The sequence below is a fragment of the Bradyrhizobium sp. genome (assembly GCF_049519115.1).
Lineage (GTDB): Bacteria > Pseudomonadota > Alphaproteobacteria > Rhizobiales > Xanthobacteraceae > Bradyrhizobium.
Genome location: NZ_JBEKRB010000002.1, coordinates 281,125 through 296,376 on the forward strand (window position 1 = coordinate 281,125; position 15,252 = coordinate 296,376).

Annotated in this window: 15 protein-coding genes; 5 read left to right on the forward strand and 10 right to left on the reverse strand. The window is 61.5% G+C overall.

Annotated elements, in window-relative coordinates:
- Positions 1–203 precede the first annotated feature (203 nt).
- The 3 genes from htpG to ABSE61_RS03070 all read left to right on the forward strand — a co-directional run bounded on the left by htpG (position 204) and on the right by ABSE61_RS03070 (position 3,691).
- Complete coding sequence (htpG, locus tag ABSE61_RS03060; RefSeq protein ID WP_423869587.1) at positions 204–2,072, forward strand: molecular chaperone HtpG; 1,869 nt, start codon at positions 204–206, stop codon at positions 2,070–2,072.
- A gap of 245 nt (positions 2,073–2,317) precedes the next feature.
- Entirely contained in the window at positions 2,318–3,205 is an 888-nt protein-coding gene (locus ABSE61_RS03065) for a hypothetical protein (RefSeq protein ID WP_423869588.1), read from the forward strand.
- Between the two features lie 21 nt (positions 3,206–3,226).
- Positions 3,227–3,691, forward strand: a complete 465-nt coding sequence (locus ABSE61_RS03070; protein ID WP_423869589.1) for a prepilin peptidase — start codon at positions 3,227–3,229, stop codon at positions 3,689–3,691.
- Between the two features lie 84 nt (positions 3,692–3,775).
- Here ABSE61_RS03070 and ABSE61_RS03075 read toward each other — a convergent pair whose 3' ends face one another.
- Genes ABSE61_RS03075 through ABSE61_RS03120 form a run of 10 tightly spaced genes read right to left on the reverse strand, consistent with a single transcriptional unit; the run spans position 3,776 to position 12,104 of the window.
- Positions 3,776–4,447, reverse strand: coding sequence for a hypothetical protein (locus ABSE61_RS03075; protein ID WP_423869590.1), 672 nt, complete (start codon positions 4,445–4,447; stop codon positions 3,776–3,778).
- Positions 4,444–4,995, reverse strand: a complete 552-nt coding sequence (gene gspM / locus ABSE61_RS03080) for a type II secretion system protein GspM (protein ID WP_423869591.1) — start codon at positions 4,993–4,995, stop codon at positions 4,444–4,446. The genes ABSE61_RS03075 and gspM overlap by 4 nt, the downstream gene beginning before the upstream one ends.
- Positions 4,992–6,077, reverse strand: coding sequence for a PilN domain-containing protein (locus ABSE61_RS03085; protein WP_423869592.1), 1,086 nt, complete (start codon positions 6,075–6,077; stop codon positions 4,992–4,994). Before ABSE61_RS03085 ends, gspM begins: the two co-directional genes overlap by 4 nt.
- Complete coding sequence (locus ABSE61_RS03090; RefSeq protein ID WP_423869593.1) at positions 6,077–7,084, reverse strand: type II secretion system minor pseudopilin; 1,008 nt, start codon at positions 7,082–7,084, stop codon at positions 6,077–6,079. The genes ABSE61_RS03085 and ABSE61_RS03090 overlap by 1 nt, the downstream gene beginning before the upstream one ends.
- Positions 7,081–7,845, reverse strand: a complete 765-nt coding sequence (locus ABSE61_RS03095) for a PulJ/GspJ family protein (protein WP_423869594.1) — start codon at positions 7,843–7,845, stop codon at positions 7,081–7,083. Before ABSE61_RS03095 ends, ABSE61_RS03090 begins: the two co-directional genes overlap by 4 nt.
- Entirely contained in the window at positions 7,842–8,255 is a 414-nt protein-coding gene (locus ABSE61_RS03100) for a PulJ/GspJ family protein (protein WP_423869595.1), read from the reverse strand. The genes ABSE61_RS03095 and ABSE61_RS03100 overlap by 4 nt, the downstream gene beginning before the upstream one ends.
- The gene (locus tag ABSE61_RS03105) at positions 8,230–8,700 is read right to left on the reverse strand and encodes a prepilin-type N-terminal cleavage/methylation domain-containing protein (RefSeq protein ID WP_423869596.1); all 471 of its coding nucleotides are present in this window, start codon (positions 8,698–8,700) and stop codon (positions 8,230–8,232) included. Before ABSE61_RS03105 ends, ABSE61_RS03100 begins: the two co-directional genes overlap by 26 nt.
- Entirely contained in the window at positions 8,684–9,175 is a 492-nt protein-coding gene (gene gspG, locus ABSE61_RS03110) for a type II secretion system major pseudopilin GspG (protein WP_423869597.1), read from the reverse strand. The genes ABSE61_RS03105 and gspG overlap by 17 nt, the downstream gene beginning before the upstream one ends.
- 18 nt (positions 9,176–9,193) lie before the next feature.
- Positions 9,194–10,408 carry a type II secretion system F family protein gene (locus ABSE61_RS03115; protein WP_423869598.1) on the reverse strand — a complete coding sequence of 405 codons (1,215 nt, stop codon included), beginning with the start codon at positions 10,406–10,408 and terminating at the stop codon, positions 9,194–9,196.
- 10 nt (positions 10,409–10,418) lie between these two features.
- Positions 10,419–12,104 carry a GspE/PulE family protein gene (locus tag ABSE61_RS03120; RefSeq protein WP_423869599.1) on the reverse strand — a complete coding sequence of 562 codons (1,686 nt, stop codon included), beginning with the start codon at positions 12,102–12,104 and terminating at the stop codon, positions 10,419–10,421.
- A gap of 285 nt (positions 12,105–12,389) precedes the next feature.
- Between ABSE61_RS03120 and gspD the strand changes: the two genes are divergently transcribed.
- Positions 12,390–14,789 (forward strand): type II secretion system secretin GspD, encoded by a 2,400-nt coding sequence (gene gspD, locus ABSE61_RS03125; protein WP_423869600.1) that lies wholly within the window; start codon positions 12,390–12,392, stop codon positions 14,787–14,789.
- On the forward strand, positions 14,770–15,249 hold the full coding sequence (locus ABSE61_RS03130; RefSeq protein WP_423869601.1) for a tetratricopeptide repeat protein: 480 nt from the start codon (positions 14,770–14,772) through the stop codon (positions 15,247–15,249). The genes gspD and ABSE61_RS03130 overlap by 20 nt, the downstream gene beginning before the upstream one ends.
- Positions 15,250–15,252: the final 3 nt, after the last annotated feature.

Below are 15,252 nucleotides of genomic sequence, written 5' to 3' on the forward strand. Positions count from 1 at the left end.
GAAATCACCCCTAAAAACTAGCCGTTATATTTCGGGATATAGGACGGTGGGAAGGTTCCCTTGTCCACTCACGAGCCTGTGCAGCCCCCGGGGCGTCGACCCCGACAGCGGCCCGCCCCTTCACCCAAGCTTACCTTCGAACTTGATCTTGCATTTCAGCGCGTTATATCGGGGTTTTCCCACATTCCGGAAAGTTCAAGAAGATGATGACTGCCGACCCCACCGTCGAGACCAAGGCCTTTCAGGCCGAGGTTTCCGAGCTTTTGAACCTGATGGTGCATTCGGTTTATTCGGAAACCGATATTTTCCTGCGCGAACTGATTTCGAACGCGTCTGACGCCTGCGACAAGCTGCGTTACGAGGCGATCGCCAACCCGGCGCTGCTTGGCGACGGGGAGTTGCCAAAAATCCGCATCATTCCGGACAAGAACGCCAATACGCTCACCATCGCCGATACCGGCATCGGCATGGACCGGCAGGAACTGATCGACAACCTCGGCACCATCGCCCGCTCCGGCACCAAGTCCTTTGTGTCGCGCCTGAAGGAAGCCAAGGACGGCCTCGGCCTGATCGGGCAGTTCGGCGTCGGCTTCTACTCGGCTTTCATGGTGGCCGACCGCATCGTCGTCTCGAGCCGCCGCGCCGGCAGCGACGAGGCATGGACATGGTCTTCCGAGGGCGGATCGGGTTTCGAGATCGCGCCTGCGGGGTTAAGCGACGCACAGGCTCCCAAGCGCGGAACGAACATCGTTCTGCATTTGAAGAAGGACGCCGCGAAATATCTCGAGACTTACGAGATCGAGCGCATCGTCCGCGCCTATTCCGACAACATCCAGTTTCCGATCGAACTGGTCGACGACAAAGGCGAGTCCAAACAGATCAATTCGGCCAGCGCGCTATGGCAGCGGTCCAAATCCGAACTCAAGCCCGAAGACTATAACGAAGCCTACAAATCGATCGCCGGCGCTTTCGACGAACCGGCGATGACGCTACACTACCGCGCCGAGGGACGATACTCCTACGCGGTACTGTTGTTTGCGCCTTCCACCAAACCCTTCGACCTGTTCGATCCTTCACGAAAAGCGCAGGTGAAGCTTTACGTGCGGCGGGTGTTCATCACCGACGATGCCGATCTGTTGCCGGCTTATTTGCGCTTCATCCGCGGGGTTATCGACAGCGAGGACCTGCCACTCAATCTTTCGCGCGAGATGTTGCAGAACAATCCGCAACTGGCGCAAATCCGAAAGGCCGTGACCAGCCGCATCATCGGCGAACTGGAGGCGCTCGCCGACAAGCAGCCGGAGAATTTTACGAAAATCTGGGATGCCTTTGGTCCCGTGATCAAGGAGGGCATTTACGAGGATTTCGAGCGGCGCGAGAAGCTATTGGCGTTGTCGAGATTCACGACCACCTCGGGCGAGGCGCGCACGCTCAAGCAATATGTCGCCGATTTCAAACCGAACCAGACCGAAATTTATTTCCTGGCCGGCGACAGCATCGAGCGGCTGAAGGGAAACCCCAAGCTGGAATCGGCGACCGCCCGCGGCATCGAGGTGTTGCTTCTCACCGATCCGGTCGATGCGTTCTGGAGCTCGGCGCCGCTCGATTTCGAAGGCAAGCCGCTGAAATCGCTGAGCCAGGGCGATATCGACCTCTCCTTAGTCCCGTTGCTCGACGACAGCAAGAAGGACGAGAGCACATCTGACGCCGACGAAGCGACCATCATCGCTGCGATCAAGTTGAACCTCGGCGATCGTGTCGCCGATGTGCGCGCCTCGCAACGCCTCACCTCGAGCGCGTCGTGTCTCGTCGCCGGCAGTCATGGTCCGGATCGCGAGCTTGAACGGCTGTTGGCACGGCAAAACCGCGGCGTCGGCACCAAACCCATTCTCGAAATCAATCTGCGCCATCCACTGGTCGCGGCGATCCCCAACGCCGGGACCGACGCCGCCGACCTTTCCTTCCTGCTGTTGGAACAGGCGCAGATTTTGGACGGCGAAATTCCCGAGGATCCGGCGGCGTTCGCCAGCCGCCTCAACCGCCTCGTCGTGAGCGGTTTTTCGAAGGGGTGAAAAATGGTGCGTGGATAGAACGTTGGCGCAGGACCACGCTCTGCCCTATGATGCCGTGAGCACTAGTGGAGTGGATTTGACATTCGCTACCCCGTGGCCGCGTATTCGCGATGCGAATGTCAAATCCAAAACTCCACTAGAAATCTATATTTTCTAGTGGTCCTTTGATTCTAACATTCGCAAAAGTGGCCGCTGAGAAGATATGCGAATGTTGGAATCGGACCGCTAGCATCAGGATTGCCGCCATGCATGGAAAATTCGACCGCGCCGCCGAAGATCTCGGCAATTCGATCCATCTCGAACATGTCAACGTTCAGGTGCCGGATCAGCACCTGGCGACGCTGTTCTATGTTTCGGGACTGGGGCTGACGCGCGACCCTTATCTGATGACGTCCGACGACAACATGTGGATCAACGTCGGCCGCAGCCAGTTCCATCTGCCGAGCGGCGAGGCGCAGGTGCTGCGCGGCTATACCGCGCTCGTCATTTCCGGGCGCAAGACGCTGCTCGAACGGCTGGCTTCCGTTGCCAAAAGGCTCGAAGGAACGAAATTTTCGTTCAAAGAACACAACGACTATGTCGAGGCGATCTGCCCGTGGGGCAATCGCGTGCGCTGCTTTGAGCCCGACGAGAAGCGCTTCGGACGCATCACGCTCGGCATTCCCTATGTCGAGTTTGACGTTCCGACCGGCAGCGCCAAGGGCATTTGCGATTTCTATCCGAAGATCATGGGAATGCCGACCCAGTTGAAGAATGGCGACGGCACCACGGCCTCGGTTCAGGTCGGCAAGAACCAGCATCTCGTGTTTCGCGAGACCGACCGGCCGCAACCGGAATATGACGGTCATCACGTCCAGATCTACATCGCGAATTTTTCGGGACCACATCGCGCGCTTGCCGAGCGCAATCTGATCTTCAGCGAAGACAATCCCTATCAATACCGCTTTCGCGACATCGTCGATCTCGCCAACGGCAAGCACCTCTTCACGATCGAACATGAAGTGCGCAGCGCCACGCACCCGATGTTCCTGCGGCCGCTCGTCAATCGCAATCCCGCCCAGACCAACCGCACCTTCGCCGCAGGCTACGATCAGTGGCTCTGGGCGATGGGACCGGATCAATACGACGGTTAGCCGTTCGAACGGGCAACGCGAATGGTCGTCTTGGTGTCGTTTGCATTGCTGTGCGTCTTGAGCGCGGCGCTGGCCTGGATCGATATCCGCCATGGCATCATTCCGGACTGGCTTAATCTCGCGATTGCCGGGCTTGGTCTGCTCAAAATCATTTTGACCGCCGATCCCCTCGCCGCACTAGAGGCCCTCGGCGAAGGCGCGGCCATCGCCGGTGCGTTTTGGTTGCTGCGGCGGCTCTATTTTTCGTTCAGAGGCGTTCAGGGCTTGGGGCTTGGCGACGTCAAATTCCTGGGCGCGGCAGGAATCTGGGTCGGCGTTGCAGGTATTCCGCTGGTGTTGCTGGTCGCAACGATCACAGCGCTCGCCTGTGTCGGCGTTGCGCAACTGTCGGGCCGCGCGCTGAACGCTCAGACCTCGATGTCGTTCGGACCGTTTCTCGCCGCCGGGTTGCTGCTGACGTTGGGCGTTCAGCACTACGGTTTTTGACGGCGCCATAGCGTTTTCGAGCGAAGTGGAAACCGGTTCGCGTGAAGAAAACGCGTTAAAAAAGGCTAGAGCTTCAATCGAAACCTAACGGGTGCGCGGACGCACGACCGGCAACAGCCTTCCATCTTCGGTTCCCGGTGACCGGCCTTCCTCGCGAACGGCGACGGAAGGTTGTGAAAGGCCTGGCTGCGGCAATGCCACGACGAAAGTCAGCTGGTTTTTCTGAAACGACGCCTCACGGGCCTGAATCGATCGAAGCTCCCAGCCCTGAAAATCCTCGCCTACCTTGAGTCGAAGCACATTCTTGGTCGCCTGGTCGACAAAAATGCCAAATCTGGCGTCGTCGCCCGAGATGGTGCCCACCAGGGAAAGCTGCGGCTGTTCGGGCTCCTTCGGCTTGGGGACGACGACCTTCGCCACGGTGACGATCGAGGCGGGCGGAGCCGGCGCACGGCGCGACGGCAGGAAAATCGGCCGGTCGCGCGTGACGGTGAATTGTTTGAGCGGCATCTCCCACAGCGGATTGGCGCTGAGCGTGCGTTCGGTGGCGGGCGCGTTTGGCGTCGCCGGAGGAATCGTCACCTCCACGACGGTGGTCGCCGGCTCACTCCAGGTCGAGGGAACCGAAGCCTTTGTTTTGGCGCCGTCGGCCTGATCGTCGAGAGAGGAATCGGAAATCGCGGTCGTAGCCGATGCGGCTGCGCATAGCGGCAAAGCAAGAACCACAATCCGGATGAGATAGCTGCGGTTGGTCATTTTGCCCCCTGCCACTGTCCGGAGACGCCGAGCAGAAACCGCAACTTGCCGTCGCCCGCCGTTGCCACCTGAATATCGAGCTGGTCGATGAACAGGAACGGCATTCCGGCTTCCAGATCGTATAGCAGCGATTGCAGCGCCGATTGTTCAAGTTCGCAGTTGGCGACCATGCTGACAAAGCCGCCCTTGGCGTTCGGGCCCTGCACGTCAAGTTGGGACGACAGCACATTGCCGCCCGCCTTTGTCACTGCACCGGCAACGCGTTGCAGAAGGGCTGCGCCCGCAACCGTCACCGTCGCGCCTTCGAGAAAGGCCGAGCCTGCGGGCACGCCGACATCGCCCGATCGTTTGCTCGCCGCAAGCGGTTTGCGGCCCTCCAATTGCTCGAACATGGCGGCGGTCGCCGCCACTGCTGCCCGCTGACTGAGGAGATCAGTAAGAGAACTTGCGGCCACCGCCAACAGGACGATGATAACGCCGGCATAGGCGGCTGCGGCCACGACAGGCGAACCTGCGAGCGACTTCTTCAAGGATACCGCGAGGTTCATGTGCTCGATCCAAACGACGGCGTGATACGGACTTCGATGTGAAACTGCTCACCCGGCTCGTTCTGCCCGCGCGTGGTCGGCGCGAAAAAGGTCGCACGCGCAAACTGCGGCGATTTCTCGATCAGGCGGATCAGCGATGGCGCGTCCTGCGTTATGCCGATCACCTGAACCTTGTCGCCGTCGATCCGAAGCTCGGTGACGTAAGTCCCGTCGGGCAAGGCTTGCGACAGTGCTTCCAGCACGACAACGGTCGATGGGCCCGTTTGTTTGCGCTTGGCGAGAAGACCAAGCGCCGAGCCCCCGTCGGGGCCAAGACGGAGTGCCGCCCGGCGCTGCGAAATCCGCTGCATCAACTGTTGCTGTTCGGAATCAAAACTGTCGCCGAAATAGGCGGTCGCAAGCAGCATGACTGCGGCGGCAGCGCCGGCCGACAGCAAGACAACCCGCAAGGTGCGCGGTGTATCGAGCGCACGGTGGGCGGCGCTGCGCAGCGGTTGGTCGAATACCTTGATTTTCTCGATATTTTCCTGGGCGTCGCCGGCGGCGGGAGGTTTGGCAAACGCCGTAAGCGATTGCGCCCCCAAGCCGGCTGCGAGCTGAACAAGCGGCTCGATTTCCTGTTTCGATGTCGCAGCCAACATCAGTTCAATTCTCTCTTGCCCGCTGAGGGATGGAGAACTCCAGCCGAACACCGCATCTTCCGCCGGCCACGGCGTCAGCCGGTCGATCTGGGTGCGGATCATGCCATCAAGAAAATCCGCAGCCTGCTTGGGAAAGTCGAGCGGCCGGAACAGGACCTGAGCCGGCGCCAGATCCGTTTCGACCCGGCTGCCGCGGAACGCCGCCTGCCAATCCGCGGGCAAGGCTGGGCTCGGCCGGCCGTTGGAAATCCGAAATGAAATATCCGGCAGCGCCGGACCTTTTTGCGCCGATTTCAACTTGGCCGTCAGGACGCCGGTGCTTTCCCCGCCGAGCACGATCTGCGACCGCGGCGCATACCGGCCGATCATGGAGTCGATCGCACCGGCCGCAGATGCAATCCACTCATCGAACAGAGCATTCGCTTCCGATAAAATCGTCATCACCTACCTGCCTGTTTGAGGGGCCGGCTCCCGGTCTCTGCCTGGTCTTGCCATGACAATATGCTGTAGGGCTTCTCGTCGTCATCCTTGCCCTTATTGCCGGCGCTCGCGCCGGCACCGGTGTTGGCCTTGTCGCTGCTTTTGCCGCTGCCCAACAAGATGACTGCTTCGGACGACGACCGGCGGCCATTGTCGAACCGCAACGCCGTCAGGACACGGAAAGCCTTGGTCTGCGGCAAGGTCGCGGGGATCTTGGCCGGGCCAAGCGCGGCCGCAATCGCTTTTTGATCGCGCGGCAAGGATGGCCGTTGCTTCAGAAAATCGTTGAGCAGCTCCGGTGTCATGCCCGGCAGCGCGGCGATCACTTCCGGCGGCGCAATCAGAACGTCGACGTCAGCGGATTTGCTGAAGACCGTTAGATAAGGCAACGCGCGCTCGATCAGGGCGGGCGAAGCGCCCAACACCAGGCTCAGCTCGTTCACATGGGCAAAATGCGCTTGCCTCGGCGAGTAGTTAAGACCCGCGGAAAGATAGAGTGCGCCTTCGTCGTCGGTCGCACCGGGTTTGGATGCCGTCCGCCATCCGACGATGCGGCTGGCCAGTTCGCCCGCCGCCTTTTGTTCTGCGCCTAGAACCTCAAACAGGCCGGCGAGCATTTCTTTCGACGCGGCGTTCAGATCGACCCGCGCGGCTTCCGAGGTGAAAGTGACGAGCGCCTCCGCATTATCCATCCGGAAACGGAATGACCCTTGCGCGGGAAGGTCTTTTTCATCGGCCCGCAGCAATTGATAGGCGGTCAGTTCCAGACTGGCCGACACCAACGCGTCCACCTGAACACCCGTGTCGGTCGCCCCCAAGGCACGGGCGGAGTTGGACAGATAGAGTGAAAAGATCGTCGCAAGCGTCGACAACGCCACCAAAATCCAGAGCACTGCAATGATGATGAAGCCGCCCTGTGAAGAGGATGCTGGGTGCCTGAAGGGGGATCTCACAAAGCGGCAGCTCATGGCGAACCACCCTGCCCCGCGGCGGCGCCGCTCTGTTGTGACGTGGCAGGCGAATTGCCCTGCTGCGCGCCGCTCTGTGAGGCCGCCTGCGTGCCGGCATTGCCGTCACACTTTCCATCGCCCTGCTTGCAGTCGCCTTGTGCCAAAGACTGGACGTGAATGGATGCGACCGTCGAAATCGCGCGCGCATTTGATGCATCGCGCACGGTCAACCTGACCTTGGCCGGCAGCTTTTCGGAATCCCGCCAACTGTTTTGCCATTGCTGGTCTTCGCCTGCATAGGCAAAGGACAGCCGGTAGGGCGCGCGCAGCAGCAGCACCGGTTCGCCGAAATGAAGCTGGTTTGAAGCCGACTCGGGCGGCAGCGGGTGGAACGGCGTCCGCGAGCGGACGGTCACAAGCCCGCCGGGGTCGGTGGTTTCCGACAGGTGCACCACATCGAGCCCGATGCCAGCGTTCGGCCCGATCGCGGTACGCACGAACGTGACCGATTGCTCGGATCCTGCAAACAGCGGCTGGCTGTCGCTGCCGCTCGCCGGCACATATTGGGCGGCCGCCAGGTCGTCGGCAATCCGCTGCAAGGTGATGCCGATCATTTCACTGCGCTGAATGCGGTCAAGGCCACGATTCCAGTTCGGAAGCCATCGCGCGGTGAGATTGGCGAGTGCCGACAGCACCAGACCCATCAGCGCCAGCGCCACAAGGGATTCGATCAGCGTGAAGCCGTCCTCCTTTGCTCGTCTGTCTGCCGGCCTTCTCATTGTTGCGACGGTCCATGCATCAGGCGAACGGTCCTAAGATCGGTCACCGCGCCGGAAGGAGAACGAACCTGAATCCTGACCAGCGCCGGGATCCAGGCGACATCTGAACCCGATGCGTCCCATTCCTCGCCCATCGGACCGACGTCGATCCGCCATTGATGGTCGTTGGTCCTTCCCGACCACGTCCCGATCCCGATCTTGGCGTGCGACGGCAGTTCGGTCGCCATGATGGAGCGTATCGTTTGCATCAGCGTCACGTGTTGCTCCAGCGAGCGAACCCCGCGCACATTCGTCGACATCACCGACCCGATCGCCACAACCGAGACGGCGACGATCGCAAGCGCAATCAGCACCTCGATGATCGTGAAGCCGGACGTGCGGCCGTCAGTTGGCGAGGTTGCTCGAAACAATTTCAATCCTTCCGGTCAGCCAGTTGACGCGAACCTCATAGCCGACATCCGCCCGCGTCAAAGCGACGGTCCCGCCGCACGACATTCCGCTGGCAAAGAAGCTGATCGTCGACAATGCCTCGCGCTGGTTGCAGGTGCGCGGCAGAAGCGCCTCGAAGTGAACGTCGTCCGGAATGCGGACCACGGCTGGTGTCGCGCCGGATCGAATGACCCGGCTTCCGGCGTCGACGAGAGTGGCCACGCCCGTTCCTCGCCGGATCGCCGCGTTGCGATCCTCCTTGAGCAGGGCCGCCGTTTGCAACACATAGGCCTGCAAACGGGAACGGGACGTATGGCGCGGAACGAGCGGCAGAAGGACCGCCGCCAGCATGGCGATGAGCGCCAGCACGCACACCATTTCAAGCAGCGTGAAGCCGCGCTCGAAGGCCCTATTCATTTTTGGCATTGACCAGGTTTTCGGTGGAAATATCGGCTGCAATTCCGCTCCCGCCCTCCTGACCATCCGAGCCGTAGGAGAGGATTTCATAAGGCGCGTGATCTCCCGGCGCGCGATATATGTAAGGATGGTTCCAGGGATCGTTCGGAAGGCTGTTGCCCTTTAGATACGGCCCATTCCATGCCGCCACGCCCGGCGTTCGCTGCATCAGTGCCGAAAGCCCTTCCGACGTCGACGGAAAGCGGCCGGCGTCGAGATAGAACAGGTCGAGCGCGCCCGCGAAACTCTGCAACTGAATCTTCGCCGCCTTGACCTTGGACTCACTGAGATAGTTGAGAACCCGCGGGCCGATCAGACCCATAATCAGGCCGATGATGGTGATGACGACCAGCATCTCGACCAGGGTAAATCCCCGCTGGCCGACATCTTGCCTGCGCTCGCGCTTCTCGCTTGCCTTGAAGAAAATGCCAACGCTTTTGCGCATTTGATCCGATCCTTTGTTTTATCCAACCAACTGGGTGACCGACAGCAGCGCGGTCATGACCGAAACGATCAGCCCCCCGACGACGGTGCTGATGGTGATGATCGCGAGCGGCCCGACGATGCCGACGATACGGTCGAGGCTGCGTTGCAATTTCGCCTCGTAGAATTCGGCTACCCTGCCCGCGAGCACCGGCAATTGGCCGGTCTCCTCGCCAAGCCGGAGCATGCGGATGGCCATCGGCGGCATGTTGCTCGACGCCAGCAAGGCGTCCGAAAGTTTACCGCCGTGGCGCACGCGATCGGCAGCCGTGGTCCAGACTGTGACGTTTCCGGTCACCGCCATGATGTCCACCAGAATACGTAAAGTCGCTGTGAGATTGACGCCGCTGCCAAGCAGCACGCCGAGGTTCCGGCAGAACAGGCTGGTGCGGTAGAATTGAAAGATGTTGGCGATACCGGGGGTTCTCGCGATAACCGACACCACCGCGTTGGTGGTACCCGGCCGGCGAAACAGCCACCACAGGCCTGCGATCGTAAAAGCAACGGTAAGCAAGGCAGCGGTCGCATTGGCGCGGAGAAAATCCGACAGGCGGATAAAGACGCTGAGCGCGGTGTCGGACTTTGCGCTGAAGTCCTGCAAGACCGAGGAAAACTGCGGCAAAACGAACAGAATAAAGAACAGCATGACGCAAGCCGCCGCGATCAGGACGAAGACCGGGTATTGCATCGCGTCGGTCAATTTGCGGCGCATCGCCTCGGACCGCGCGCGCTCGGCGCCCAGCATCTCGAGCACCTGATCGAGCGTTCCCGACACCTCGCCGACCCTGACAAGTGCAACGTACATCGCGGGAAACAGCAAGGGATGTTCAGCGACCGCGCTTGCAAAGCTTTCGCCGGAAAGAACGGACGCCCGCAGGCGCGCGACCACCGGGCGAAGCCTGCCGACATCGGCATCGTTCGCAAGCAGTTCGAGAGCGTCGTCGAGACGGGCACTGGCCTTCAAAAGCAGCGCCAGGTCCCGCGTAAACGTCGTCACCTCCGCCGGACTTGGCCGGCTGAAAAAGCCGAAATTGTCGCCCTGCGCCGCCGTGGCCTTCTTGTCCTCGACGGTTTCGATCGGCAACAGGCGCAGATATTCGATACGGCGGGCGACTTCGGCGGCCGTCGGCGCCGAGAGCGTGCCGTTGACGACCTCTCCGTTCTGCGTCAGGGCCCGGTAGCGGAAATTCGGCACGATCCTAACCTCACCGCGCTGTGGTGACGCGAAGCAGTTCCGCGGGCGACGTCAGGCCGGTGCGGCATTTTGCGACGCCGTCAGCGACCATCGTTGTCATCCCGCCGCCAATCGCGACCTGATCGATCTTGTGACCATCGGTCTTTTCGCCGATCAGCGAGCGAATTTCGTCGGTTAGTTCGAGTATCTCGAACACGCCCAACCGGCCTCGATAACCGGTGCCGCTGCAACGCTCGCAGCCGCACGGCACGTGAAGGATTTCTCCGGCGCGGAAACCAAGTTCGGCCAGGCGCGGATCATCGGCAAATTCGGCGTCGCTGAGCGGCTTCGGCGTCTTGCACCGTTCGCACAGGTGCCGGACGAGGCGTTGCGCCACCACCGCCCGCAGGGTCGAACGCAACAGATATCCCTCGACGCCGAGATCGAGCAGGCGCGGCACTGCGGCTGCCGCCGATTCCGTGTGCAGCGTGGTCAGGACGAGATGCCCGGTGAGCGCCGCGTGAATCGCAACATGAGCGGTTTCATTGTCGCGAATTTCGCCGACCATGATCACGTCCGGATCCTGACGCACGAAGGAACGCAGCGCCGCGGCAAATGTCAGTCCGATGGCAGGCTTGACCTGCGCCTGGTTGACGCCGGGGATGTCATATTCGACCGGGTCTTCGACGGTCAGGATCTTGCGGCCGGGCTCGTTGAGGATCGACAGGACGGTTGCCAGTGTCGTGGTCTTGCCGCTGCCGGTCGGCCCGGTCACGACGATCATGCCGTGGGGCAATTTCAATAACCGCCGGAGCTTGACATCGTCGGCCGGCGAAAAGCCGAGCTTCTCGACCATCAGCAGCCCGCGATCCTTTGGCAGGATACGAATAACCGCAGATTCGCCGTGCTGCATCGGCATGATGGCGACGCGAATATCGATATCGGCGCGACCTACCCGCAACCGCGCGGCGCCGTCCTGCGGCAACCGCCGTTCGGCGATGTTGAGATTGGCGACGATCTTGATGCGGGAAATCAGCGCCTGCGGCAGCACGCCGGCGGGTGCCACGACCGGCCGCAGCAAGCCGTCGACGCGCATGCGAACCACAAGCCCGGTCTGGAACGGCTCGATATGAATGTCGCTCGCGCGCAGCTCAACCGCCTTCTCCAGGAGATCGTTGACGGCGCGAACCACCGGCGCGCCGCTGGCGAGGTCGCGCAGGCTCTCGATGTCGTCCTCGCGCGGGAGCAACTGGCTGGCCAGATCTGCCGGCTCGGTCGTGTCTTCACCAAGACGGCGATCGAGCACGACCGAGAGGTCTTCTACCGAGGCAACCTTGATCGTGACATCCCGGCGGAGCACGATTTCAGCGGCGCGTTGCGCGGCCGTGTCGGTCGGATCGGCAACCGCGAGCGCAGCGCTGCCATCTTCGGCCTGATAGGGAAAGACCGACATTTCCCGCAGGAACCGCTGCGAAAATGTCTCGTTGAGCGCCGGTACCGATAGAAGCTCCTGAAGCGTGACGCGCTCCAGGCCGGCAAAACGGGCGGCTTCGTCGGCGAAATCGCTCGCCGAAAGGTTCGTCAACTCCCACAGCTTGGATTGCGGGCGCAAGGCAGCGCCCTGCTCGACCGGCTGACCGTTGGACGCGGCCGATTTCGTCAAATGGTCCTGACGACGAAGGTGCTCTAGAAATTGCTGGGACTGGTCGCTGATCATCGGTGTTTCCAGTCGCGGCATTTTTCCGGGAGGGCGCACCAGTCCGGCCGGCCCCAGCCGTCCGCCGCGGGTCGCCTACTACTCGGCCACGGTGAGGTTATTGATCGGAAACATGACAGTCGTACGAAACGGCCGAAGACAGCGGTTCACAAATCGGGTCGCGTAATTCTGCGCCGATAACACGCACCCCAATTATTACTGTCATGTTCGGACGGTAAGAACCGCCTTCGGGCCCGATCCCGCCAAGGGGTCCGGGGTGTTTAGTAAAAGGTTGGAACGGCGAACATGGCTAGTGTCGGCAAACGCTGCCCGTCCCTCTCGGTCGGGCGCAGTATCGGCGCTGCTTTGATGGTGACGGCTGTCCTCTTGTTGACGTCCTGCAATTCCGCCACGGTGAATTCCGGCGGCACCGGGCCCGGCGACCTCGATGTCATGGACAAGGTGCGCTCGCTCGACATCTTGCCGCGCTATCCGACGCAGGCGGGCTCCACCACCACCTCAAGCGGCCCGAGGGCCCAGCCGGTGGTTTTCCAGGGCACCGAAATAACTGATATCGCCGAGCCGCGGCCGCAACCGGCGGCGAGCGGAAACGGCTTCGATCTCAATTTCGAAAGCGCCCCGGTCGCGACCGTCGCCAAGGTGGTGCTGGGGGACATTCTGCAAACGGGCTACACGATCGACCCGCGTGTCCAAGGTACGGTCAGCCTGGTCTCGGTGCGACCGGTGCCCAAGTCAGACATCATCTTCGTCCTCGAAAATGCCCTCCGGATCAGCGGGATCGCGCTGGTTCGTGATACCGCGGGTTATCGCCTGACACCGGTGGGCGATGCGGTTGGCGGAGGCCACGTCGATGCAACGCCAAACAACCCCGAGCCGGGATACGGCGTCTCAGTGGTGCCCCTGCAATATGTGTCGGCGCAGACGCTGCTCAAATTGATGGACAGTTTCGCGACCAAGCCCGGCGTGGTCCGCGCCGACTCCACGCGCAACCTGCTGCTGATTCAAGGTACCGGCCCCGAGCGCCGCACCGCTGTCGAAACCGCGATGAGCTTCGATGTCGACTGGATGCGGGGTCAGTCGATCGGCATCTACCCCATTGCCAATAGCGGGCCAGAACCCGTCATCGCCGAACTCGAGAAGATCGTGGATTCCGGCGAAAATGGCCTCAATCAGAACCTGGTCAAGCTGCAAGCCGTCGCCCGGCTCAACGCGATCATGGTGGTGACCAAGAAGCCCGCTTTGCTGCGCACGGTCGAAAACTGGATCAAACGCCTCGACCGTTCGGACAGCACGAGGACCAGCGTGCACGTCTACAAGGTGAAGTACGGCGAGGCGAAGCAGATCGCCCGCGTGCTGACCGACATGTTCGGCGGCGGCTCTTCCAACAGCAGCCTGCTCGACAGCGCCGATAATCAGATCGCGCCGGGGTCCGGAACTTCGTCGAGCGGCAGCGGTTCCTTCGGTAATAACAGCAACAGCAATAGCAGCGGCGGCACGAGCAGCAGCAATTCCTCCTCGCAACAACCCGGCAGCGGCTTCGGCACGCGCCTGGGGACGGCTTTTGGCGGTCCACAAAACGGCGCCAACGGAGGAAATCTCGGTCAGTTGGACAAGGGGAACGGCGCCGGCTCAGGTGGACCACCGCTCTTGCAAAACGTCCGGATCACCCCCGACCTCGTCAACAATTCGCTTCTGATCTACGCCGACCAGGGCAACTACAAGATCATTGAATCGGCGTTGCAGCAGGTCGATCAGCCGCAGTTGCAAGTCGCGATCGACGCCACGATCGCCGAAGTCGACCTCACCGACGAACTTCAATACGGCGTTCAATTCTTTCTCACCAGTCACGCGCTGGGACTGAGGCCCGATCAGGGCTCAATTCTCAACTCCACTTCGACGACGGCCACAACCACAATACCGGGCGCGGCAACAGCGGCAACGACAGCGACAGCGGCAACGACCGCAACAACGACGGCGAGCACCGTCGCTGGCACGGCTGCCAACGCCTTGCTCAGCCGCACGGTACCAGGATTCAATTTCCTCGTCGGCCAGGAAGCCCAGCCGGCTGCGATCCTGACCGCCTTGCACACGGTCACCGGCGTGAAGGTGTTGTCCAACCCGTCAGTGGTGGTCGTCAACAACCAGGCGGCAACGCTTCAGGTCGGCAACCAGGTTCCGATCTCGACCGGCTCGGCCAGCGTTCTCAATGCCGCGACCGCCAGCAGCAATACGATCGTCAACACCGTCGACTATCGCAACACCGGCATCATCCTTCACGTCTCTCCCCGCGTCAGCGCCAATGGCGACGTGCGGCTCGAGATCGAGCAGGAGATCAGCAACGTGCTGCCCGGCAGCGCAGCCAACGCCCTGAACCCGACCATTCAGGAGCGGAAGGTCAAGAGCTCGATTTCGATCGCCAATGGCCAAACCGTGCTGCTGGCAGGCCTGATCCAGGACCAGAAGAACGAGAACAAAAGCGGCATTCCGCTACTTGATGATCTTCAGGGCATAGGCAATGCGTTCTCCAATCAGGACAACACGAAGATGCGCACCGAGTTGATCATCTTCATCCGCCCCCAGATCATTCGAAACAGCGCGGACGCGCATACGATCGCCGAAGAACTTCGCTCCAAGCTGCGCGGCACCGTTAGTGCGAGCTCTCCCAATGAAACGCATACTCACTAATCTGCTGCCGGCGCTCGCACTGGTTTTGGCCTGCGTCGTGGGCTCCGACGGTGTCGCCGGCGAGACCATTCGCTATCGAGGCGATGGAGCGCCGGTCGTACTGGCGCGTGGCAATGCCCGTTCGCTGGGACGCCTCGGCTTCCGGTACGAAAACGGCTTCGGCGTGCCGCAGAATTATATCGCGGCCGCCGATCTCTACCGCCGTGCGGCAGAGCAAGGCGATACGTTCGCCCAATGCAGACTTGGCCTGAGCTACGACAAGGGCCACGGCGTGCCGCAGGATTTCATTCTTTCCTACAAATGGCTCGACCTTGCGGCGGCGAAGGCGCCAGGGCGTGAGCGTGACTTCTACTTGAGGCTTCGCGATGCCGTCGCTTCGAAGATGTCGCTGGCCCAGGTTTCTGAGGGCCAGAGGCTGGCCTTGATGTGGGCCGGCAACTGGGCGGCAGAGCGCTACTGAAAC